The sequence below is a fragment of the Nocardioides renjunii genome (genome assembly GCF_034661175.1).
GTDB lineage: Bacteria > Actinomycetota > Actinomycetes > Propionibacteriales > Nocardioidaceae > Nocardioides > Nocardioides renjunii.
Genome location: NZ_CP141058.1, coordinates 3,231,694 through 3,251,080 on the forward strand (window position 1 = coordinate 3,231,694; position 19,387 = coordinate 3,251,080).

Genomic DNA, 19,387 nt, shown 5'->3' on the forward strand with positions numbered 1-19,387 from the left:
GTCCGGTCAGGGCAGTCCTCGCTCAGCCCTGGCCGCACCACTTCTCGGTGACGGTGCGCAGCACCTTCACCGTGCGGGCGGTCCCGCGGCCGAGGGCGGTGACCTGCTTGGACGCCATCACCTTCGACGTGTGGATGTCACCGTCCAGCAGGACGTAGGCCGCGCGGCCGTCGACGACGACCTTCTCGCCCTCGTGCTCGAGGGCGTGCGCCGCCTCGACCGCCTCCGCGCCCGGCGGCGCCGCGTAGAGGGTGACGTAGTGCTGCCCGGCCGGGTCGTGCTCGGCGTGCAGCTCCTCGGCCCTCGCGGTGAGCGCCGCGAGCTCCGCGGTGGTGAAGACGACCGTCGGCACCTCGAACCCGGTCGCGTCGGCGTACGCCGCCTCGAGCGCCGCCTGCACCTTCGCGACGGATCGCGCGGGGTGGGTCAGCCGGACGTTGCCGGTGTTGATGTAGGTCTCCACGTCGGACCCGCCGGCCGCCTCGGTCGCGGCCCTGATGGCGTCCTTGGGGAACTTCCGCGTCCGGCCGAGGTTGATGGCGCGCAGGAACGCGACATAGGTGGGCATGGACACATCATGCCCGGCGCGGCGGCCGCTGGCGACGGAGCGCGCTCAGCCGCGCTTGCAGTCGTTGGGCGAGGTGACCGTCGGGTCGAAGACGTACTGCGGCGACACGATGTCGGTGTCGTCCTGCGACTCCTTGATCGTCATCGCCCACCACCCGGCGCCCCGGGTGTCGACCGTGGCGCGCTGGTCCTTCGGCAGCTTCTTCCACATGCTCAGCACGTCGACGCCGACCTCGATGAGGGGGCCGTGCGGGGAGATGACGCCGCGCGCCTCGGTGTCGTAGGGCACGGTGGCGGGCAGTGCGGCGAACAGGCCGCGCGGCAGCCCGGCCAGCACCTGCTTGAACGGGACGGTCACCTTGACGTCCTCGCCGTCGAGCTCGATCGGGCGGGCGGCCTTGAGCGGCCAGCCCGGGTCGAACGCGGTCGGGAGGGCCCAGGTGCGCGCTGCGTCACCCGTGATCTCCGCCCAGCACTTGTCGGCGACCGGACCCCAGCCCTCGCTGTTGAAGTAGGCGCGTCCGGCGACGACGAGATAGTCGACCTGCTGCGGCTGGCCGTCGAGCGTGGACTCCATCGAGATGGCGCTGTCGCCGGTGTCGGGGTCGAAGCGCGCCTCGAGGTCGAGCAGGCGCTTGCCGCGCTTGTCGGGGTTCCTGGTCAGCAGCTGGCCGTGCCACTCGACGATGCTCATCTCGTCGACCTGCGTGACCAGGCTCTGGACCTGCTCGCCGAGGAGGACCGTGCTCGTCGGCTTGCCGGTCGCCGCAGTGCCCGAGCCGCCGCAGCCGGTGAGGACCATCAGCAGACCGGCGGCGAGGGCCGCGGCCCGCGGGGCGTGGTGTCGTGTCACAGGAGTTCCCGTTCGGATGAGTGAGGGGGATCCGTCCTGGGTCCCTGTCGGGAGCGTAGGACCGTCGCCCGGCCCTGTCCGGAGAACGCGAGATCTTGCTCACAACGGGTCAGGACGCCATCCAGCCGCGCGCCGCCCCCACGACCGCGTCGGTCAGCTCCGACACGAGCGACGACCCGAGCCGCCAGTGCTGCCAGAACAGGGCCACCTCGGGCCGCCGGCCCGGGACGAGCTCCACCATGTCGCCGCGGTCGAGCTCGTGAGCGACGTCGGACTCCGGCAGCAGGCCCCACCCCATGCCGACCCGGATGGCGCGATCGAACTCCCGCACGGACGGCAGGTAGGTCACCGGTGGTGCGAGGTGGCGGCGGGTGACCCGGCGGATGTAGTCGTGCTGGAGCGAGTCGTTGCGGTCGAACGCGACGATCGGCGCCTCCCCCAGCGAGGCCGACCCCACGCCGTCGGCGAAGTGGGTGGCGTGGAACTCGCGCGTCGCGACGGCGGCGTACCTCAGCCGGCCCAGGCGGACCACCCGGCAGCCCGGGACCGGCTTGGGCTCCCCGGTGATGGCCGCGACCACCTCGCCGCGTCGCAGCCGCTCGGCGGTCCGGGTGTGGTCCTCGCGGATCACCTCGAACACCACCCGGTGCCGCGACTGCACCTCGGCCAGCGCGTCGACGAACCAGCCGTAGAGCGCGTCGGCGTTCACCGCGATCGGCAGGGAGGTGTACGTCGTCCCGTCCTCGTCGGCCTCCTCCACCAGCTCGGCCACCGCCTCGCGCTCGAGGATCTCCGTCTGGGTGGCGAGCCGCACCAGCACCAGGCCGGCCTCCGTCGGCTCCAGCGGCTTCACACGGTGCAGCAGCACCCGGCCGATGCGGGTCTCGAGAGCCTTGATGCGCTGGCTCACCGCCGACGGCGTCACGTGGAGCTCACGGGCCGCCGCCTCGAAGGTGCCGAGCCGCACCGCGACGGCCAGTGTGCGCAGGGCCACGGGGTCGAGCTGGGTGATGTCTCTCATAACAAGACATCCTAATGATTCGTCAGAATCCTTCGCTGGATTGACGACTTCGCGGGACCTAGCGTTGTCCTCATGATCCAGGTCGTCCTCACCGGTCTCCTCACCGGACTCGCACTCATCGTCGCCGTCGGCGCGCAGAACGCCTTCCTCCTCCGGCAGGGCATCCGTGGCGAGCACGTGCTGCCCATCGTGCTGACCTGCCTGGTCTCCGACGTCGTGGCGATCACCGCCGGGGTCGCCGGACTCGGCGTCGTGCTCGAGCGATGGCCCGCGGTCCTGCCGGTGGCGCAGATCCTGGGCGGCGTCTACCTCATCGCGTTCGGCGTCCACGCCGCGATGCGCGCGTGGCGCCCCGGGACGCTCGACGCCGGCGAGGGCACCGCCCTCACCCCCGGCCGCGCGGTGCTGCTGACCCTCGCGCTCACCTGGCTCAACCCGCACTTCTACCTCGACGCGGTCCTCATGCTCGGCACCGTCGCCAACAGCTTCGGCACCGACCGCTGGTGGTTCCTCGCCGGCACGCTCATCGCGAGCCTGCTGTGGTTCTTCGGCCTCGGCTACGGCGCCCGGCTGCTCCGCGGGCTCTTCGCCCGCCCCACGGCCTGGCGCGTGCTCGACTCCGGGATCGCCGTCGTCATGGGCGCGCTGGGCATCGGGTTGCTGGCGCACTGATCTGATGTGCCCTCGCTCCGTGCTTGTCTGCGCTCGCTCCGCTCGCGCGTGCTCGGCGCCCTCGAGGGCGCTGTCTTCCCTCCTCGGCTTGCTCGCTGCGCTCGCGTCGCTCGTCAGTCCAGACAGCGCCGGGCGCCGAGCCTCCAGATCGTCTGACCTCGGGGCTCGCTACGCTCGCTACGCCACGCGTGAGGTCTTTCCTCACGGCCTCAGCGCACGCGCTCGGCGCCCGACGTCGTCTGGACTGACGAGCGAGCAAGCGTGACGAGCGCAGCGAGGCAGCGCCGTCGAGCGAGGAGGGAAGACGACGTCCTCCAGGGCGCCGAGCACGGCGAGCGGAGCGAGCCCATCAAGCACAGCCCCCAGCTCACCCCCCGAGCTCACTCCCAGCCCCCCTGAGCTCACTCCTCCCGGTATCCCAGCCCCTGCTCCACCATCGCCTCGGCGAGCCGGGCGATGGCGATGGGTCCCACGCCGTGGATGGCGGCGAGGTCGGCGGCCGTCCAGGCGGGGACCTGCTCGAGCGTGGTCACGCCCACCTCGCGCAGGGCGCGAGTCGCCGGTGCGCCGATGGTGCGGGGCAGCGGCGTGCCGGACGTACGCGGGGTTCGCTGGCGGGGCTCCGGCAGCGAGGCGTCGACCACCGCCTCGCCGCGCGGCGAGAGCAGGTAGCCGATCGCCAGCGACTCGGTGAGGCCGAGCTCCTTGAGCTTGCGGACGTCCTTCTTGAAGTCGGGCGTCTCGCGGCCGACCTGCGCGGCGAGGTCGGGCGCCCGGACGGTCGGGTTCAGGTCGATCAGGTCGAGCGTCTCGCGGGTCCAGGCGCCGTACGCCGACGACGCGTCCAGGCGGTCGAGCCGCGCGTTGATCGCCGCGATCTCGTCGGCGTCCGGGACGGACTGCCGCAGCGCCTCGCGCGGGTCGGGACCGGCGTACGCCAGCCCGATGCGCCACGCCGGGTCGGTGGACCGGGCGGACAGGGCCTCCTTGAGCGCAGCCAACGACGGCGCCCCGGCCCGCCGGGCGTCCTCGGCGCGCAGGCTCGTGACGCTCACCTGCTCCAGCGAGGTCACCTCGACCACGCCCACCGCGGTGCGCATCCGGGTGCCGACCACCACCCGAGGCTTGGCCCAGCGTCGGAACGCCAGGTCGATCGTGCCGGCCTTGATCGCGGCCAGCTCGGCGGGACGGATCATCATGCGAGAAGACTGCCAGAGCCCGGGCGGGCGGTGAGTGAGGCAGGTTCTCGGCCGCCAGAACCTGCCTCACTCACCGCCCGCGCGACGAGCAGCGGCGGTCACAGGTTGCCGCGGCGGTCCTGCTCGCGCTCGATGGCCTCGAAGAGCGCCTTGAAGTTGCCCTTGCCGAAGCCGAGGGAGCCGTGGCGCTCGATGAGCTCGAAGAACACCGTCGGGCGGTCGCCGAGCGGCTTGGTGAAGATCTGCAGCAGGTAGCCGTCCTCGTCGCGGTCGACCAGGATCCCGCGCTTCTGCAGCTCCTCGATCGGCACGCGCACCTCGCCGATGCGGGCGCGCAGCTCCTCGTCCTCGTAGTAGGAGTCGGGGGTGTTGAGGAACTCCACGCCGTTGGCGCGCAGCGCGTCCACGGTGGCGATGATGTCGCCGGTCGCGAGGGCGAGGTGCTGGGCACCCGGGCCGCGGTAGAACTCGAGGTACTCGTCGATCTGCGACTTCTTCTTCGCGACGGCGGGCTCGTTGAGCGGGAACTTCACGCGGTGGTTGCCGTTGGCCACGACCTTCGACATCAGCGCGGAGTAGTCGGTGGCGATGTCGTCGCCGATGAACTCGGCCATGTTCACGAAGCCCATGACCCGGTTGTAGAAGCCGACCCACTCGTCCATCTTGCCGAGCTCGACGTTGCCGACGATGTGGTCGAGGGCCTGGAACAGGCGCTTGGGCTGGTCGTCCTTCTTGTGCCAGCGCGGCGCCACGGCGGTGTAGCCGGGGAGGTAGGGGCCGGCGTAGGTCACGCCGTCGACCGTGCGCTGGACCAGCGTGTGGCGGGTCTCGCCGTAGGTCGCGATGGCGGCGACGCGGACCGAGCCGTGCTCGTCGGTGACGGTCTGCGGCTCGGACAGCACGGTCGCGCCGGCGCGGCGGGCCTGGGCGATGCACTGGTCGACGTCGGGGACCTCGAGGGCGATGTCGACGACGCCGTCGCCGTGCCGGGCGTGGTGCTGCACGAGGCTGCTGTCGGGCGACACCGCGCCGCTGAGGACGAACTTGATCGAGCCGGACTTGAGCACGAACGACTTGTGGTCGCGGTTGCCGTTCTCCGGTCCGGAGTAGGCGATGAGGTCCATGCCCCACGCCGAGGCGTAGTAGTGGGCGGCCTGCGTGGCGTTGCCGACCACGAAGCAGATCGCGTCCCAGCCGGTGACCGGGAAGGGGTCGGCGTCGGCGTCGTACTCGACCAGCCCGACGAGCTGCTGGAGCTGCTCGAGGGAGAGGTCGGCCTTCATCTCGTCCACGGTCAGGGCGCCACCGGTCGAGGCGATGTCAGTCGTCATGCGCACACCCTCCCAACGCCCGGCAAGGTGTGCAACAGTACGACGAAACGTTGCGCAAGTTGCACAGCCCGAGGAGCCGAAGTGGACGAGATCGACGGCAAGGTGATCGAGATCTTCGCCACCGAGCCACGGCTCGGCGTGCTCGAGGCCAGCCGCCGGCTCGGCATCGCCCGCGGGACGGTCCAGGCCCGGCTCGACAAGCTCTCCGCGGCCGGCGTGATCACCGGCTGGGGACCGGACCTCTCCCCCGAGGCGATCGGCTACCCCGTGATGGCGTTCCTCACCCTCGAGATCCGCCAGGGGGCCGTCGGCCGTGCCGCGGGCAGCCCACCGGACACGGGCGGGCACGACGCCGTCGCCCGGCACCTCGCGGCCATCCCCGAGGTGCTCGAGGCCTACACGATCACCGGCGCCGGCGACATGTGGGCGCGCGTGGTCGCCCGCTCCAACGCCGACCTCCAGCGGGTCATCGACCTCGTGCTCACCGAGCCGGCGATCGACCGCTCGACGACGGTCATCGCCCTGGCGACGCAGATCCCCTACCGGGTGCTGCCCCTCGCGACGGCGACGGCCGCGCCGCCTACTCCCCCGCCCGCATGATGAGGCAGGTCGACGTGGCGTGGGCGACGAGCCGCCCCGCGCCGTCCGTCAGCTGTGCCTGCGCCAGCGCCGTACGACGTCCGCGCTGGATGACGGTGCCCTCGCAGGTCAGCAGCCCGGAGTCGACGGTCACGGGGCGGAGGAACTTCACCGTCAGGTCGACGGAGGTGTAGAGCTCGCCGACGGCCAGCGTGGTGTGCACCGCGCAGGCGGCCGCCGTGTCGAGGAGCGTGGAGATGACGCCGCCGTGCACGCCGCCGAGCGGGTTGTAGTGGAACTCCGCGGCGGGCATCTCGACGACGACGCGGCCCGGCTCGGGACGCAGGTCGGTGAAGCCGAGCGTGTCCATGATCGGCGGGTGCGGCAGCTCGCCGTCACGCATGGCCTCGAGCTGCTGGAGGCCGTCGAGGTCCAGCAGGCGGGACAGGTCGGCCTGGCCGGGCGTGACCCAGGAGAAGGTGCGGCTCTCGGTCTGGAACTGGGTCTCCGTCATGGACCCACGGTGCCAGTGCTTGTCTGAGTCTGTCAACTGGACTTAGCATGCGGGCATGCCGGACTCCCCCGCTGCCCTCGCCTACGCGACCGACAACTGCACCATCGGCCGCACCATGTCCGTGCTGGGCGAGCGCTGGACGTTCGTGGTCATCCGCGAGGTCGCCAACGGGATCCGGCGCTTCGACGACATGCGGCGCCACACCGGCATGCCCCGCCAGGTGCTCACGGACCGGTTGGCGCTGCTCGTGGACCACGACATCCTGCGCCGGGTGCCCTACCGGGAGGCCGGCCAGCGCGAGCGCCACGAGTACCGCCTCACCGAGAAGGGCTTCGAGCTCTTCCCGCTGATGGTCGCCGTCGCCGCCTGGGGCGACCGACACTACGCCGACGAGGCCGGTCCGCCGGTGGCGTTCGAGCACCGCGGGTGCGGTGCCCCGGTCGAGGTCGTGGTCCGGTGCGCGCAGGGACACGCGCTCGACGAGCCCCGTGACATCGCCGCCCGCCCGGGCCCCGGGATCAAGCCGTTCGAGGGCTGACCGCCCGGGTCAGCCGAGCCGTTCGGCGACGTCGCGGGCAGCCGCGATCACCAGGGGTGCGACGACGTCCTCGTCGATGGCCCCGTCGAGAGTCACGACCCCGACGCTGGCGCGCAGCCCGTCGACGCCACGCACCGGGGCGGCCAGCCCGCGAGCCCCGGTCTGCAGCTCCCCGCTGGTGACGGCGTACGCCGGTGCGGGGGCGTCGAGCAGCGAGATGGCCTTGCCGGCCGCGCCCTGGGTGAGCGGGTGGCGGGCGCCGACCCGGTAGGACACGTGGAAGTCGGTCCACGTCGGCTCGACGACGGCGAGGGCGAGCGCCTCCTCCCCGTCGGCGACGGTGAGGTGAGCGGTGGAGCCGATGGACTCCGCGAGCCGACGCAGGACGGGCATCGCGAGGTCGCGCAGCAGCGGCTGCACCCCGCTGGCGAGGTGGAGGACGCCGAGGCCGACGAAGAGTCGGGAGCGCGCGTCGCGGCGCACCAGGCCGTGCTGCTCGAGGGTGCTGACCAGCCGGTAGACCACCGTGCGGTTGACCTCGAGGCGGCCCGAGAGCTCGGTGATCGTCAGCCCCTCCGGGCTCTCGGCCAGCACCCGCAGCGCCCGCAGCCCGCGGTCGAGCGTCTGCGAGGTCTCGGAGGGCACGGGACCACTATGGCGCAACTCCGCTCAGGACGACTGGCGCATCGCCCACTCGCGGATCCGGTTGATCCGCTCGTGCAGCTGCTCGGCGTTGGCGACGGCCGCCGGCGGGCCGCCGCACTCCTTGCGGAGCGCGGAGTGCGTGATGCCGTGGGCCTGGCCGGTGCGGTGGTGCCACGCGGCGACCAGGCCGTTGAGCTCGCGGCGCAGCACGCCGAGCTGCTGGTGGGTGCTGAGCTGCTCGACGGAGTCGACGACCCGGTCGCCCCCGCCGTCGGACTTCTGCTTGCGGGCGCGCTCGCTCTGCCGGGAGTGCAGCAGCTCGCGGACCTGGTCGGGCTCGAGGAGCCCGGGGATGCCGAGGAAGTCCATCTCCTCCTCCGATCCGGACAGCACCTCGCCGGAGTGGCCGAACTGGGCGCCCTCGTAGAGCACGTGGTCGAAGGAGGCGGTGGAGCCGAGCGCCTCCCAGGACATCTCGAGCTCGTCGGAGGCCGACTCCCCCTGCTGCGCCTCGGCGAGCAGCCCCTCCTCGGCGGCGAAGATGTCGTCCTCGTCGGTGACCCGGCGGCCCAGCACGTGGTCGCGCTGCGCCTCCATGTCGGAGGCGAACTCGAGCAGGTGCGGGACCGACGGCAGGAAGACCGACGCGGTCTCGCCCCGCGAGCGGGCGCGCACGAAGCGGCCGACGGCCTGCGCGAAGAACAGCGGCGTGGACACGGTGGTCGCCCACACGCCGACGGCCAGCCGTGGCACGTCGACGCCCTCGGAGACCATCCGGACCGCGACCATCCACCGGTCCTCGGATGCGGTGAACTTCTCGATCTTCTTCGACGAGCCCTTCTCGTCCGAGAGCACCACGGTGGGGGTCTCGCCGCTGATCTTCTTCAGCAGCGCGGCGTAGGCGCGGGCGGTCTCCTGGTCGCCGGCGATGACGAGCCCACCGGCGTCGGGGACGTGGCGGCGTACCTCCGAGAGCCGCTTGTCGGCGGCCTCGAGCACCGCCGGGATCCACGACCCGCGCGGGTCGAGGGCCGTCCGCAACGCCTGGGCGTGCATGTCCTTGGTGAGCGGCTCGCCGAGGCGGGCCACGACCTCGTCGCCCGCGCGGGTGCGCCACTGCATCTCGCCGGAGTAGGCCATGAACAGGACCGGGCGCACGACGTGGTCGGACAGCGCGTGGGCGTAGCCGTAGGTGAAGTCCGCCGCCGAGGTGGGGATGCCGTCCTCGCCGGGGGCATAGCTCACGAACGGGATGGGGTTGATGTCGGAGCGGAACGGCGTGCCGGTCAGCGCGAGCCGGCGGGTGGCCGGGTCGAACGCCTCGCGCACGCCCTCGCCCCACGACAGCGCGTCGCCGGCGTGGTGGATCTCGTCGAGGATGACCAGGGTCTTGAACCGCTCGGTGCGGATCCGCATCGCGAGCGGGTTGACCGCCACCCCGGCGTAGGTCACCGCGATGCCGACGTAGTCGTCAGACGTCCTGCCCTTGCCCGCGGAGTAGGTGGGGTCGATCGGGATGCCCGCCCGGGCTGCGGCCTCGGCCCACTGGGTCTTGAGGTGCTCGGTCGGCGCGACGACCGTGATCCGGTCGATGACGCGCCGGCTCAGCAGGTCGGCGGCGACGGTGAGCGCGAAGGTGGTCTTGCCCGCACCGGGTGTCGCGACCGCGAGGAAGTCACGCGGCTGGCGGGACTGGTAGGCGTCCATGGCCGCCTGCTGCCACGCGCGGAGGGACGGCGCCGTGCCCCACGCAGCCCGGTCGGGCCACGCGGGGGGCAGCGGCGCGTCGGGCCGCCCCGTCACGCCTCGGGACCCGAGCCGTCCGAACCGGAGCCGCCGCCGGGCTTGTCACCGGGCTTCATCGACTCCCAGATCTCCTTGCAGTCCGGGCAGACGGGGAACTTCTCCGGGGCCCGCGAGGGCACCCACACCTTCCCGCACAGCGCGATGACGGGCGTGCCCATCACCATCGCCTCGGTGAGCTTCTCCTTGGGGACGTAGTGGGAGAACCGCTCGTGGTCGCCCTCATCGGTCGGGACGGTCTGACGCTCTTCGACCGTCTGGCTGCCCGGGGAGAATCCGATGGTGCTCATGATGGGAAAGCCTAACCTCCGGGTCAGTTCATGTCCGGATCGACGGGCCGGTTGACGTGCCAGGCCAGCATGCCCGGCTGCCGGCGCATCACGTCGCGCCACAGGGCCGAGGTGTCCCCGCGGAAGGCGTCACCGGCCTCGGCGCTGACGACGTACCAGTCACCGCGCTCGACCTCGCCCTCGACCTGCCCGGCGCCCCACCCCGCATAGCCGGCGAAGACCCGCATGGCGGTCAGCGAGCCGTCGACCAGCTCGGTCGGGGTGTCGAGGTCGACCATGCCCAGCAGGCCGGCGACGGGGCGCCAGCCCACCGGCGGCGCCTGCGGGTCGCGCAGCGCGGCCACGGCGAGGGCGCCGTCCGTGCCCACCGGGCCGCCGCGGAAGAGGACCTCCGGCTCGGCCACCACGTCACGCCACGGCTCGAGCACGTCGGCGACGAGGACCTGCGAGGGGCGGTTCAGCACCACGCCCAGCGCTCCCTCGTCGGTGACGTCGAGCAGCAGCACGACGGTGTCCGCGAAGTTGGGGTCCTGGAGTGCCGGCGTCGCCACGAGCAGCATCCCCGATGCCAGCTGCATGCCGTCCACTATGACAGGCGGCCCGAGGTGACCCGGGTCACCTAGGCTGCGCTGATGGACCCCCGCCGCCAGCGCTTCCCGGCCGAGACCAGGAGCGCCCTCGTCGACGTGGCGGTGCGGCTGTTCACCGAGGGCGGATACGCCGCCACCTCGCTCGACGCGATCGTGGCGGGGGCGGAGGTGTCGAAGGGCGCGCTCTACCACCACTTCAGCGGCAAGCAGGCGATCTTCGAGGCCGCGCTCGAGCAGGTGGAGCAGCGGGCCACCCTGGGGATCGCCGCGGCTGCCGACGGGCACGACGACCCGTGGGAGCAGGCGCACGCCGGCCTGCGCGCGTTCCTGCAGGCCGTCCAAGAGCCGGGCTACCGCCAGATCGTCGTCTCGGACGGACCCTCGGTGCTCGGGCCCGAGCGGTACCGCGAGCAGGAGTCACGCTCGACGTACGCCGTCGTGCACCAGGTGGTCCGCTCGCTGCTGGCCGCCACGGACGGGGGTCGCGACGCGGCGATGGTCGACACCTTCGCCCGGATCTTCTTCGGTGCGATGTCGGCCGTCGGGGGGTCCGTCGCCGTGAGCGAGGACCCCACGGCGGCCGCCGTGCGGGCCGAGACGGCCGTCGGCATGGTGCTCGCCGGGCTCCGGCAGGTGGTCGAGCACGGTGACCCCGTGCTCGACCCGACGCCGTAGGACCTACTTGGCGAAGGTGACGTCGCCGTTGACGGCCGGCACCAGCTCGACCCACACCCGGCCCGCGGGCACGGTCAGCTCGCCGGACTTGGTCGACAGCTCGATGTCGCCGTGCAGGCCGTCCTTGCTCCACGTGCCGCGCACGACGCGACCGCCGTGGAAGAGCAGCGCGGCACCCTTGCCCTCGAACTTCGTCTCGGGGACCGGGTAGCCGGCCGGGTCGGTGTAGCCCGCGTCGCCCACCTTGACCCGCAGCACGAGCACGGAGTCGGCGGGGAACTGGTCACCGGCCGCGGCGTACGAGTCGGTGTTGACGTAGCCTCCGTCCTGGAACTGCCACGACGTCGAGTGCGCCCCGAAGTCGGCGGTGAGGGTGCGCGCCTTGACGCCCTGCGGCAGGTCGGCCTCGGTGCCCCACGGCAGGTAGGGGGGCGGCTCCTCCTCGGCGTCGAGCCGCTTGGAGATCTCGCCGAGCCGGGCGAACAGGTTGTAGGGCGCCGAGCGGGTGTTCTCGCGGTAGACGCCCGCGTCGCCCTCGGTGATCCACGGGATCCCGGCGCCGTTGATCCGGTTGATCGTCACGGGGGCGGCACCGCTGGTGACCACGGTGGCGCCCTGCGGGACGATGCCGATGTCGCTGGCCCGCATGGACCGCACGGGACCGATGCTGGCCGGGACCTGGGAGTAGTAGAACGCCGCCAGGCGGGTGTAGCCGCCCTCCACGAGCTCCTCGACGACGAGGTCCGCCGCGCCCAGGCCGACCTGCGGGGCGCTCGACGAGGTGTTGTCCACCTTGGTGACGATGACCGGGTGCTCGGGGGCCTTGCCGGTGCGCTCGAGGCCGGTGAGCGGCCAGTAGGTCGGCTCGGGCGGCTCGGTGGTCTCGGAGGCGGTCGGCTCGGCCGGGGCGGAGCTGCTGCCGCTCGGGGTGTCTTCGTCGTCCCCTCCGCCGCAGCCGGCGAGGAGGAGCGAGGCCGCGACGAACGCGGCGACGGCGGTGGGAAGACGGTGACGCACGGGGGCTCCGATCGAACGGGGGTGTCGAGCCGCTGGCTCTTCTGGGAAGTGTGGGGGCGCGCCTTCCCCGATCGGAGAAGGCGCGCCACAGGGTAGATCAGCAGGCTTTGCTTTTCAGGCGGAGCCGATCACTGTGACCGACGGCGCTCGCGCGCCGGTCGTCACGTCACCGGCGGAGGGTCCCGCCGAACCACTGCGAGGTCCACGGCACGGCCACGCGGACCCGCTGGCCAGAGCCCGGTGAGTGCACCATCAGCGCGTGCCCGCGGGTCCAGCGCAGGAAGATCGCCGCGTGGTAGACCCCGCCACTGCCCGTGAAGAACATCAGGTCGCCGGCACGCATGTCCTTCTTCGCCACCCGGCGCGTGAAGCCGGCCTGGGCCGACGACGTGCGCGGCACCGGGAACCCGGCGCGGCGGAAGCTGTAGTAGACGAGGCCGGAGCAGTCGAAGCGGTCGGGACCCGCGGCTCCGTACGCGTACGGGTTGCCGCGCTGCCGCAGTGCGGTGTTGCGCGCGGCGAGCACCCGCCCGGCCACGCGAGCCGCCGGGGACCGCTGGGCGGTCCTGGTCGCGGTGGTGGCGGTCTGCTGGGTGGTGCGGTCGGCGGTGCCGGCCCCACCGTCGGAGGCGGCGGCCGGGCTGGTCGTCAGCGTCGATGCGGTGAGGCCCAGTCCGGCGAGGGCGAGCGCGCAGGCTCGCGCCGTGCGAGAGGTCGCAGGCATGGTCGTTCCTTTCCCACGCCTGTGAGGTGAGCTGTCGGGTTGGGGCTGGAAAGTGCCCCGCCACCGTGTGGTGGCTTCACCCCGAGCCGACGCGTGCAGCGCACGTACCGGCAGTGGAACCTGTGGGTCCCCCACTCCCGCCCTCAATGATCTCGGGGGTCCGTCCCGGTCGGGCGGGACTCGGCGTTGTCCGGGACGGGCGGTCTTCCGACCGCCGTCCAACGTGACAGAGGCCGGGGGCGCACGCAAAACGCTCCCCGGCCTCCACGCGTGGCACGTGGCCAGCGTCACGCTCAGCCGAGCTTGCGACCACCGTCGACGTAGAGGGTCTGGCCGGTGATGAAGGCCGCCTCGTCGCTGCAGAGGAACGCGGCAGCGGCGGCGATGTCCTCGGGCTGGCCGACGCGCCGCACGGGCGTGGCCTCGGCGTTGAGCCGCTGCAGCTCCTCGGGCTCCATCTTGAGGCGGCGCGCGGTGGCGTCGGTCATCTCGGTGACGATGAAGCCGGGGGCGATCGCGTTGGCGGTGATGCCGTAGGGGCCGAGCTCGATCCCCAGCGTGCGGGTGAGGCCCTGGATGCCCATCTTGGCGGCGCTGTAGTTGGCCTGGCCGCGGTTGCCCAGCGCGGAGACGCTGGAGAGGTTGAGGATCTTGCCGTACCTCTGCTCCACGAAGCGGGCCTGCGCGGACTTGGTCATGTTGAACACGCCCTTGAGGTGGACGTTCATCACCAGGTCCCAGTCCTCCTCTGTCATCTTGAACAGCAGGTTGTCGCGGGTGACGCCGGCGTTGTTGACGAGGACGTGGATGCCACCGAGCTCGTCCACGACGCGCTGCACCGCTGCCTCTGCGGCGGCGGAGTCCACGACGTCGCAGCCGATGCCGACGGCCCCGGCGCCGCCCACCGTCTCCAGGCGCGTGGCGGCGTCCTGGGCCGCCGCCTCGTCGAGGTCGAGGACGGCGATCGAGGCGCCCTCGGAGGCGAACCGCTGGGCGATCCCGAAGCCGATGCCTCGTGCTGCTCCGGTGATGACGGCGACCCGCCCGTCGTAACGACCCATCTCGTTGACTCCTCGATCTCGGTGGCTGCTTGTCGTCGGAGCGTAGTGGGCGCGCATCGCCAGAAGTCGTGAAGGTTCGGTGCAGGCGTCGCGCCGGCCGGTCCTTCCTCGCTACGGTGAGCGGATGGGACGGGGGGACTTCCGCGGCGCCGTCGCCGTGGCGGCGGCGATGGCCGTCGCCACCGTGCTCGTCGCCGCGGCCTATGACTTGCCGGTGCGCGACCCGGACGGGGTGTCGATCCCGACCTGGGTGCGGCTGCCGGCGATCGTGCTGCTCGCGGTCGCGCTGGACGTCGTGCCGCGCTGGGTGGCCGCCACCCGACGTGACCGGGACGGAGCCTGGCAGGCGCTGCGCGGGGTGGTCCGCGAGCGCTGGAACCGCGACCAGGTCCGGTTCACCGTCATCGGCCTCGCCGCCTGGTACGTCTCCTACGTCGCGTTCCGCAACCTCAAGGGCTACCTCCCCTTCGTCACCGAGCGGCTCTGGGACACCGAGCTCGCCAGCGCCGACCGGCTGCTGTGGCTGGGCCACGACCCGGCCGACGTGCTGCACCAGGTGCTCGGCACCGGCTGGGCGGCGTGGCTGATGTCGGGGGTCTACGTGCTGTGGATCGGCCTGGTGCCGGCGATGCTGGCGATCGCGCTCGTGTGGACCCGGCGCTCGCGCACCGGCGAGCTCTACGTCACCGCGGTCTCGTTCAACTGGCTGATCGGCGTGGCGGTCTACTACCTCGTCCCGTCGCTCGGGCCGATCTACTCCGCGCCGCGCGACTTCGCGGGGCTGCCCGACACGTTCAACACCGGGGTCCAGGACCTGCTCCTCGACGACCGCGTCGCCGTCCTGGCCGGCGCCTGGGACACCCGAGCCGTCCAGACCATCGCCGCGTTCGCGTCGCTGCACGTCGCCATCACGGTGACCACGTGCCTGGTCGCCGAGCTGATCCGGCTCCCCCGCTGGATCCGCGTCACCGCGTGGACCTTCGCGGTGCTGACGTCGCTGTCGACGGTCTACCTCGGCTGGCACTTCTTCGTCGACGTGGTCGCCGGCGCGGCCGTCGGGGTCGTGGCGGTCGTCCTCGGCGCCCGCGTGACCGGTCACCCGCTGCGGCGGCGTGACCAGCCGTGGTCACGGCCGGCGCTGGTGCGCGAGGACGCGCAGCAGGCGGCGGACTAGCGGTCCCCGCCCGTCTCCGTCACGACGGGTCCGACTCCGCGACCGGGTGGGTGAACGAGACCGGCTTCCCGGTGGCCCGCGCGTGGGCGATCTCGCGGGTGGTGGACTCGCCGACGTAGCCGCCGGGGTTGACGACAAGGACGCGGTCGGCCAGGTCGATCTTGCGCAGGTGCAGGACGCCGAGCGCTGCCTTCTGCGCGTCCGTCGGCACACCTGCTGCGTCGTGCTCGGAGCGCGCGAAGACCCCGGGCGCGACGACGATGGCACCCGCGAGGGTCAGGTCGCGGTTCGCGGCGGCCATCTCGTCCGCGAACCGGGCGGAGCCGCAGAGGCAGACGATCTCGGGGCGGTCGGGCACGTCAGGCACCGGTCTGGTCGGCGAGCGCGTCGCGCAGCCGCTCGGCGTACGACGCCGCCTCGCCGTCGGCGTACTTCGTGCGCGGCCAGAAGAAGCCGCGCAGCCCGTCGCCCTTGGTGCGCGGGACGACGTGGAGGTGCAGGTGGGGCACCGACTGGCTCACCGTGTTGTTGATCGCGACGAAGGAGCCCTGCGCGCCGAGCCCGTCCTTCACGGCGCTCGCGAGCCGCTGCGCCGCCGCCAGGAACGCGTCGCGCAGCCCGGCCGGCAGGTCGGGCAGCGTCTCGACGTGCTCGCGGGGCACGAGGAGCACGTGCCCCCTGAAGACCGGGCGCGTGTCGAGGAAGGCCACGAGGTCGTCCGTCTCGAGCACGGTGTGGCCGGGCAGCTCGCCGGCGATGATCTGGCAGAAGACACACGCGGTCACGGACCGGATGCTGCCACAGCGGCTCCGGCGCCCGCGGCGCAGTAGCGTCGCCGCATGATCCTGCCGGAGGTCCGCGACCCGCGGATGGTGACCGTCCGGCGCGGCGGCACGCTCACCGACGAGGACCACCGGCTGCTCGCGCGCTGGGCCGCCGACTGCGCCGAGCACGTCCTGCCGCTGTTCGAGGCGGTGCGTCCGCAGGACGTCCGGCCCCGTGAGGCGATCGAGGCCGTTCGCGCCTGGTCCCGCGGGGAGCGCCGGATGATGGAGACCCGCGCGGCGGGCGGGCACGCCATGGGAGCCGCCCGCGACCTGCGCGGCGCACCGCGCTTCGCGGCGTACGCCGCAGGGCAGGCCGCGGTGGTCGCGCACGTCGCCGAGCACGACCTCGGTGCGGCGGCGTACGCCGTCAAGGCCGCGGTGGCGGCGGCGCCGGCCGACGGGGCGGAGCAGGCCAGGCAGGCGGAGAACCGCTGGCAGCGCGACCGGCTCCCGGACGCGGTCCGCGACCTGGTGCTGGCGGACCAGCAGCGGCGCAACAGCATCTGCTGGAACGTCTTCTAGGCTCGCGGGATGCGCATCGTCTCCCTCATCCCCTCCGCGACGGAGATCCTGTTCGCGCTCGGCGCGGGCGACGACGTGGTCGGGGTGACCTTCGAGTGCGACCACCCGGCCGAGGCGCGGGAGCGCCGCGTCGTGTCGACGTCCGCGATGCCGGAGGGGCTCACGCCGAGGGGGATCGACGACTTCGTCGGCGCGGCCCTGGCCGCCGGGGAGGACCTCTACCGCCTCGACAGCGGCGCGCTGGCCGAGCTCGACGCCGACCTCGTCGTGACGCAGGACCTGTGTGCCGTGTGCGCGGTGGACGTGGGGACCGTCGACGACGCCCTGTCCTACCTCGGCTGCCGCGCCGACGTCGCGACGATCGACCCGCACACGCTCGACGACGTGCTGGCCTCGGTCCGCGAGGTCGGCCGCCTCACCGGCCGGGAGGAGGCCGCCGCGACGCTCGTCGCGTCCCTCGACGCCCGGCTGCAGGCGGTCGCCGACCGCGTCGCTGGGCGGGCGCGGCCCCGCGTGCTGGTGCTGGAGTGGACCGATCCGCCGTTCGCGCCCGGGCACTGGATCCCCGAGATGGTCGTCCGCGCCGGCGGGGAGCCGACGCTGGGCGTCGCCGGCACCCGGTCGAGCCGGATCACGTGGGACGACGCCGTCGGCTCGCGGCCCGACGTGGTGGTGTGCGCCCCGTGCGGCTTCGGCCTCGACGGCAGCGCCGCCCTCGCGGCGGACGTGCGCCACCGCTTCCCCGGCGTCCCGGTGTGGGCCGTCGACGCCGACGGGCACTTCGCCCGCCCCGGCCCGCGGCTCGTCGACGGGGTCGAGGCGCTGGCCGGCATCCTCCACCTGCACGGCGACGAGCCCCGTGCGGCCAGGCGGGTCTGAGCGACCCCGCACCGAGCGGCGGCTCAGCCGCCCAGTCCGGCCCGGTGGGCGGGCAACACCGGCTGCGACCGCCTGAACGACGACGAGGCGAGGTGTCCCGCATGGAGTGCGGGACACCTCGCCTCGTGACGAGTGGAGCTGCGGGGAATCGAACCCCGGTCCTCGAGCGCCGAACCAGGTCTTCTCCGGGTGCAGTCCGTGATGTCGTTTTCTCGGCCCCGGCGCTCGCACAGACACGTCGCCGACAGGCCCAGTCAGGATTGAGTCCCGGCCGCCCCTCCTGACAGAGAGCGACCAGCAAGTCTCCTAGATGAGGCCTGGATCCGGGACGGAGACGGGTGCCCGGTCAGACCCTTCGATCACTGCTCAGGCAGCGAGAGCGAAGTCGTTGCGATTGGAGTCGGCAACTGTGGTTTCCAGCGATCGTTTACGAGATGACGCTGGCTTCTCGACCCGCTTCCCCTGGAACTAACGTCCCAAGTCGAAACCGATCAGCCCCTCTTGTGTTGTCAAGCAGACCGGACCGCACACGTCGTTCGCGGCCTGCACGCCCCAGTCTAGGTGCCACAACCGCGAACCCGCGAACGCTATTCCCCCGGGCGTCCCTCGTGCCCCTCGGCAGCCGTCGTGGGTGCGTGCAGTCGTACGCGCGTGATGCGGTGCCCGTCGACCTCGACGACCTCCAGCACGCGGCCCTCGACCACCACCCGGTCGCCCCTCTCGGCCATCCGTGCGAGGCGGTGCAGGACGTAGCCGGCCACGGTCTCGTAGGGCCCGTCGTCGAGCTCCACGCCGGTCCTCTCGCGGAACTCCTCGATGGTGATGCCGGCATCGACGGTGGTGGGATCGGCGGACGCGGCGATCTCGGCGTCGCGGTCGTACTCGTCGTGGATCTCCCCGACCAGCTCCTCCATAAGGTCTTCGAGCGTGACGATGCCGTCGGTGCCGCCGTACTCGTCGACGACCAGCGCGATGTGCGCGCCGAGGCTGCGCAGCTGGTCGATCGAGGGCAGCACCCGGTTGGTGCGCGGCAGCACCGGCAGCTCGCGCACGATGTCGGCGACGGTCGTGGCGTGGTCGTCGGACCGGCCCAGCACGTCGCGCAGGTGGAGATAGCCGAGCACCTCGTCGAACGACTCGCCGGTGACCGGGTAGCGCGTGTAGGCCTCGCCGACGATGACCTGCACCGCCTCGGCGAGGCTCAGGTCGCCGGCGAGGAACACCACGTCGCCGCGGGGGCGCATCACCTCGCTCAGGGAGCGGTCGCCCGCCTCGAACACGTCGTCGACGATCTTGCGCTCGCCGGCCGGGATGTCCTCGTGGCCGGAGATCATCATCCGCAGCTCCTCCTCGTCGACCTCGTCGCCGGCGGCGTCGGGGTTGCCGCCGAGGAGGCGGACCAGCAGGTTGGTGGAGAGCGACAGCAGCCAGATCACCGGGGTCATCACGGTGGCGAAGCGGCCCAGCGGCGGGGCGAACATCTTGGCCACGCCGACCGAGCGCTGCAGCGCCAACCGCTTGGGCACCAGCTCGCCGAGCACCAGTGACAGGTAGGACACGACGAGGGTGGTCACGACCAGCGACACCGTCTCCGGGGCCGGCAGGCCCAGGCTCTCGAAGGCCGGGGCGAAGGACGGCGCGAGCGTGGAGGCACCGAACGCGGCGGAGAAGAAGCCCGCGACGGTGACGCCGATCTGCACCGCCGACAGGAAGCGGTTGGGGTCGCGCGCGAGCGAGGCGACCGCGTGCCCGCGACCGCCCTGGGACTCCATCCGGTCGACCTGGCCCGCCCGCAGCGAGACGAGCGCGATCTCGGTCGCCGCGAAGACCCCGCCCACGAGGATGAAGGCGAGGACCAGCAGGACGTCCACCCACGTGCCGGAATCCACGCCGACAACCTAGCCGG

23 protein-coding genes, 1 other RNA gene and 1 riboswitch are annotated in these 19,387 nt (G+C 72.5%); of the genes, 7 read left to right on the forward strand and 17 right to left on the reverse strand.

The genetic code is table 11. From position 1 onward, the window contains the following. Window positions 1–22: 22 nt before the first annotated feature. From SHK17_RS15410 to SHK17_RS15420, 3 genes are all read right to left on the reverse strand, one after another. Entirely contained in the window at window positions 23–568 is a 546-nt protein-coding gene (locus SHK17_RS15410; RefSeq protein WP_322919817.1) for a DUF1697 domain-containing protein, read from the reverse strand. 45 nt (window positions 569–613) lie between these two features. After that, entirely contained in the window at window positions 614–1,420 is an 807-nt protein-coding gene (locus tag SHK17_RS15415; protein WP_172265345.1) for a hypothetical protein, read from the reverse strand. A gap of 109 nt (window positions 1,421–1,529) precedes the next feature. Continuing rightward, a complete protein-coding gene (locus tag SHK17_RS15420; RefSeq protein WP_322919818.1) occupies window positions 1,530–2,441 on the reverse strand; it encodes a LysR family transcriptional regulator ArgP in 912 nt (303 codons plus the stop codon). 72 nt (window positions 2,442–2,513) lie between these two features. Here SHK17_RS15420 and SHK17_RS15425 point away from each other — a divergent pair, with 72 nt between their 5' ends. Then, window positions 2,514–3,113 carry a LysE/ArgO family amino acid transporter gene (locus tag SHK17_RS15425; protein WP_216651969.1) on the forward strand — a complete coding sequence of 200 codons (600 nt, stop codon included), beginning with the start codon at window positions 2,514–2,516 and terminating at the stop codon, window positions 3,111–3,113. A 401-nt stretch (window positions 3,114–3,514) separates the two neighbouring features. Here the strand turns inward: SHK17_RS15425 and SHK17_RS15430 are convergent, their stop codons facing one another. Further along, window positions 3,515–4,312, reverse strand: coding sequence for a hypothetical protein (locus SHK17_RS15430; RefSeq protein ID WP_322919819.1), 798 nt, complete (start codon window positions 4,310–4,312; stop codon window positions 3,515–3,517). 98 nt (window positions 4,313–4,410) lie between these two features. After that, window positions 4,411–5,643 carry a 4-hydroxyphenylpyruvate dioxygenase gene (gene hppD, locus SHK17_RS15435; RefSeq protein ID WP_322919820.1) on the reverse strand — a complete coding sequence of 411 codons (1,233 nt, stop codon included), beginning with the start codon at window positions 5,641–5,643 and terminating at the stop codon, window positions 4,411–4,413. 81 nt (window positions 5,644–5,724) lie between these two features. On the opposite strand from hppD, the gene SHK17_RS15440 reads away from it, so the two are divergent. After that, complete coding sequence (locus SHK17_RS15440; RefSeq protein WP_172265357.1) at window positions 5,725–6,243, forward strand: Lrp/AsnC ligand binding domain-containing protein; 519 nt, start codon at window positions 5,725–5,727, stop codon at window positions 6,241–6,243. On the opposite strand, the gene SHK17_RS15445 is transcribed toward SHK17_RS15440, so the two are convergent. After that, window positions 6,224–6,736 carry a PaaI family thioesterase gene (locus SHK17_RS15445; protein ID WP_322919821.1) on the reverse strand — a complete coding sequence of 171 codons (513 nt, stop codon included), beginning with the start codon at window positions 6,734–6,736 and terminating at the stop codon, window positions 6,224–6,226. The two genes, SHK17_RS15440 and SHK17_RS15445, sit on opposite strands and share 20 nt — an antisense overlap. A gap of 55 nt (window positions 6,737–6,791) precedes the next feature. On the opposite strand from SHK17_RS15445, the gene SHK17_RS15450 reads away from it, so the two are divergent. Further along, the gene (locus SHK17_RS15450) at window positions 6,792–7,274 is read left to right on the forward strand and encodes a winged helix-turn-helix transcriptional regulator (protein ID WP_172265363.1); all 483 of its coding nucleotides are present in this window, start codon (window positions 6,792–6,794) and stop codon (window positions 7,272–7,274) included. A 9-nt stretch (window positions 7,275–7,283) separates the two neighbouring features. On the opposite strand, the gene SHK17_RS15455 is transcribed toward SHK17_RS15450, so the two are convergent. From SHK17_RS15455 to SHK17_RS15470, 4 genes are all read right to left on the reverse strand, one after another. Next, window positions 7,284–7,919 carry an IclR family transcriptional regulator gene (locus SHK17_RS15455; RefSeq protein ID WP_322919822.1) on the reverse strand — a complete coding sequence of 212 codons (636 nt, stop codon included), beginning with the start codon at window positions 7,917–7,919 and terminating at the stop codon, window positions 7,284–7,286. A 24-nt stretch (window positions 7,920–7,943) separates the two neighbouring features. Beyond that, the gene (locus SHK17_RS15460) at window positions 7,944–9,626 is read right to left on the reverse strand and encodes a DEAD/DEAH box helicase (protein WP_405030379.1); all 1,683 of its coding nucleotides are present in this window, start codon (window positions 9,624–9,626) and stop codon (window positions 7,944–7,946) included. 92 nt (window positions 9,627–9,718) lie between these two features. After that, entirely contained in the window at window positions 9,719–10,012 is a 294-nt protein-coding gene (locus tag SHK17_RS15465) for a DUF3039 domain-containing protein (protein WP_172265372.1), read from the reverse strand. A gap of 23 nt (window positions 10,013–10,035) precedes the next feature. Further along, window positions 10,036–10,590, reverse strand: coding sequence for a YqgE/AlgH family protein (locus tag SHK17_RS15470; RefSeq protein ID WP_322919823.1), 555 nt, complete (start codon window positions 10,588–10,590; stop codon window positions 10,036–10,038). 54 nt (window positions 10,591–10,644) lie between these two features. On the opposite strand from SHK17_RS15470, the gene SHK17_RS15475 reads away from it, so the two are divergent. Beyond that, the gene (locus SHK17_RS15475) at window positions 10,645–11,277 is read left to right on the forward strand and encodes a TetR/AcrR family transcriptional regulator (protein WP_322919824.1); all 633 of its coding nucleotides are present in this window, start codon (window positions 10,645–10,647) and stop codon (window positions 11,275–11,277) included. 3 nt (window positions 11,278–11,280) lie between these two features. Here the strand turns inward: SHK17_RS15475 and SHK17_RS15480 are convergent, their stop codons facing one another. From SHK17_RS15480 to SHK17_RS15490, 3 genes are all read right to left on the reverse strand, one after another. Next, window positions 11,281–12,294 (reverse strand): DUF3048 domain-containing protein, encoded by a 1,014-nt coding sequence (locus SHK17_RS15480; protein WP_322919825.1) that lies wholly within the window; start codon window positions 12,292–12,294, stop codon window positions 11,281–11,283. A gap of 166 nt (window positions 12,295–12,460) precedes the next feature. Then, window positions 12,461–13,018: a C40 family peptidase gene (locus SHK17_RS15485; protein WP_322919827.1), complete on the reverse strand. Its 558-nt coding sequence runs from the start codon at window positions 13,016–13,018 to the stop codon at window positions 12,461–12,463. 1 nt (window position 13,019) lies between these two features. Next, window positions 13,020–13,214, reverse strand: a riboswitch (cyclic di-AMP (ydaO/yuaA leader). Window positions 13,215–13,311: 97 nt separating this feature from the next. Then, window positions 13,312–14,079, reverse strand: a complete 768-nt coding sequence (locus tag SHK17_RS15490) for an SDR family NAD(P)-dependent oxidoreductase (RefSeq protein ID WP_322919828.1) — start codon at window positions 14,077–14,079, stop codon at window positions 13,312–13,314. 124 nt (window positions 14,080–14,203) lie between these two features. Between SHK17_RS15490 and SHK17_RS15495 the strand changes: the two genes are divergently transcribed. Further along, a complete protein-coding gene (locus SHK17_RS15495; RefSeq protein WP_322919829.1) occupies window positions 14,204–15,253 on the forward strand; it encodes a phosphatase PAP2 family protein in 1,050 nt (349 codons plus the stop codon). Between the two features lie 19 nt (window positions 15,254–15,272). Here the strand turns inward: SHK17_RS15495 and SHK17_RS15500 are convergent, their stop codons facing one another. Continuing rightward, the gene (locus tag SHK17_RS15500) at window positions 15,273–15,620 is read right to left on the reverse strand and encodes a hypothetical protein (protein ID WP_322919831.1); all 348 of its coding nucleotides are present in this window, start codon (window positions 15,618–15,620) and stop codon (window positions 15,273–15,275) included. Then, entirely contained in the window at window positions 15,613–16,038 is a 426-nt protein-coding gene (locus SHK17_RS15505; RefSeq protein ID WP_322919832.1) for an HIT family protein, read from the reverse strand. Before SHK17_RS15505 ends, SHK17_RS15500 begins: the two co-directional genes overlap by 8 nt. A gap of 54 nt (window positions 16,039–16,092) precedes the next feature. On the opposite strand from SHK17_RS15505, the gene SHK17_RS15510 reads away from it, so the two are divergent. Together SHK17_RS15510 and SHK17_RS15515 are read left to right on the forward strand one after the other, a co-directional pair. Beyond that, entirely contained in the window at window positions 16,093–16,602 is a 510-nt protein-coding gene (locus SHK17_RS15510; protein ID WP_322919833.1) for a putative immunity protein, read from the forward strand. A 9-nt stretch (window positions 16,603–16,611) separates the two neighbouring features. Then, complete coding sequence (locus SHK17_RS15515) at window positions 16,612–17,481, forward strand: cobalamin-binding protein (RefSeq protein WP_322919834.1); 870 nt, start codon at window positions 16,612–16,614, stop codon at window positions 17,479–17,481. Between the two features lie 130 nt (window positions 17,482–17,611). Here SHK17_RS15515 and ssrA read toward each other — a convergent pair. Further along, window positions 17,612–17,980: a transfer-messenger RNA gene (gene ssrA / locus SHK17_RS15520) on the reverse strand. 88 nt (window positions 17,981–18,068) lie between these two features. Further along, a complete protein-coding gene (locus tag SHK17_RS15525) occupies window positions 18,069–19,370 on the reverse strand; it encodes a hemolysin family protein (protein ID WP_322919835.1) in 1,302 nt (433 codons plus the stop codon). Window positions 19,371–19,387: the final 17 nt, after the last annotated feature.

Bases quoted from the DNA above. Each gene is read 5' to 3' on its own strand.
- SHK17_RS15410 (WP_322919817.1), bottom strand. From the start codon at position 568: ATGCCCACCTATGTCGCGTTCCTGCGCGCCATCAACCTCGGCCGGACG.
- SHK17_RS15420 (WP_322919818.1), bottom strand. From the start codon at position 2,441: ATGAGAGACATCACCCAGCTCGACCCCGTGGCCCTGCGCACACTGGCC.
- SHK17_RS15425 (WP_216651969.1), top strand. From the start codon at position 2,514: ATGATCCAGGTCGTCCTCACCGGTCTCCTCACCGGACTCGCACTCATC.
- SHK17_RS15430 (WP_322919819.1), bottom strand. From the start codon at position 4,312: ATGATGATCCGTCCCGCCGAGCTGGCCGCGATCAAGGCCGGCACGATC.
- hppD (WP_322919820.1), bottom strand. From the start codon at position 5,643: ATGACGACTGACATCGCCTCGACCGGTGGCGCCCTGACCGTGGACGAG.
- SHK17_RS15445 (WP_322919821.1), bottom strand. From the start codon at position 6,736: ATGACGGAGACCCAGTTCCAGACCGAGAGCCGCACCTTCTCCTGGGTC.
- SHK17_RS15450 (WP_172265363.1), top strand. From the start codon at position 6,792: ATGCCGGACTCCCCCGCTGCCCTCGCCTACGCGACCGACAACTGCACC.
- SHK17_RS15460 (WP_405030379.1), bottom strand. From the start codon at position 9,626: ATGGACGCCTACCAGTCCCGCCAGCCGCGTGACTTCCTCGCGGTCGCG.
- SHK17_RS15465 (WP_172265372.1), bottom strand. From the start codon at position 10,012: ATGAGCACCATCGGATTCTCCCCGGGCAGCCAGACGGTCGAAGAGCGT.
- SHK17_RS15470 (WP_322919823.1), bottom strand. From the start codon at position 10,590: ATGCAGCTGGCATCGGGGATGCTGCTCGTGGCGACGCCGGCACTCCAG.
- SHK17_RS15475 (WP_322919824.1), top strand. From the start codon at position 10,645: ATGGACCCCCGCCGCCAGCGCTTCCCGGCCGAGACCAGGAGCGCCCTC.
- SHK17_RS15485 (WP_322919827.1), bottom strand. From the start codon at position 13,018: ATGCCTGCGACCTCTCGCACGGCGCGAGCCTGCGCGCTCGCCCTCGCC.
- SHK17_RS15490 (WP_322919828.1), bottom strand. From the start codon at position 14,079: ATGGGTCGTTACGACGGGCGGGTCGCCGTCATCACCGGAGCAGCACGA.
- SHK17_RS15495 (WP_322919829.1), top strand. From the start codon at position 14,204: ATGGGACGGGGGGACTTCCGCGGCGCCGTCGCCGTGGCGGCGGCGATG.
- SHK17_RS15510 (WP_322919833.1), top strand. From the start codon at position 16,093: ATGATCCTGCCGGAGGTCCGCGACCCGCGGATGGTGACCGTCCGGCGC.
- SHK17_RS15515 (WP_322919834.1), top strand. From the start codon at position 16,612: ATGCGCATCGTCTCCCTCATCCCCTCCGCGACGGAGATCCTGTTCGCG.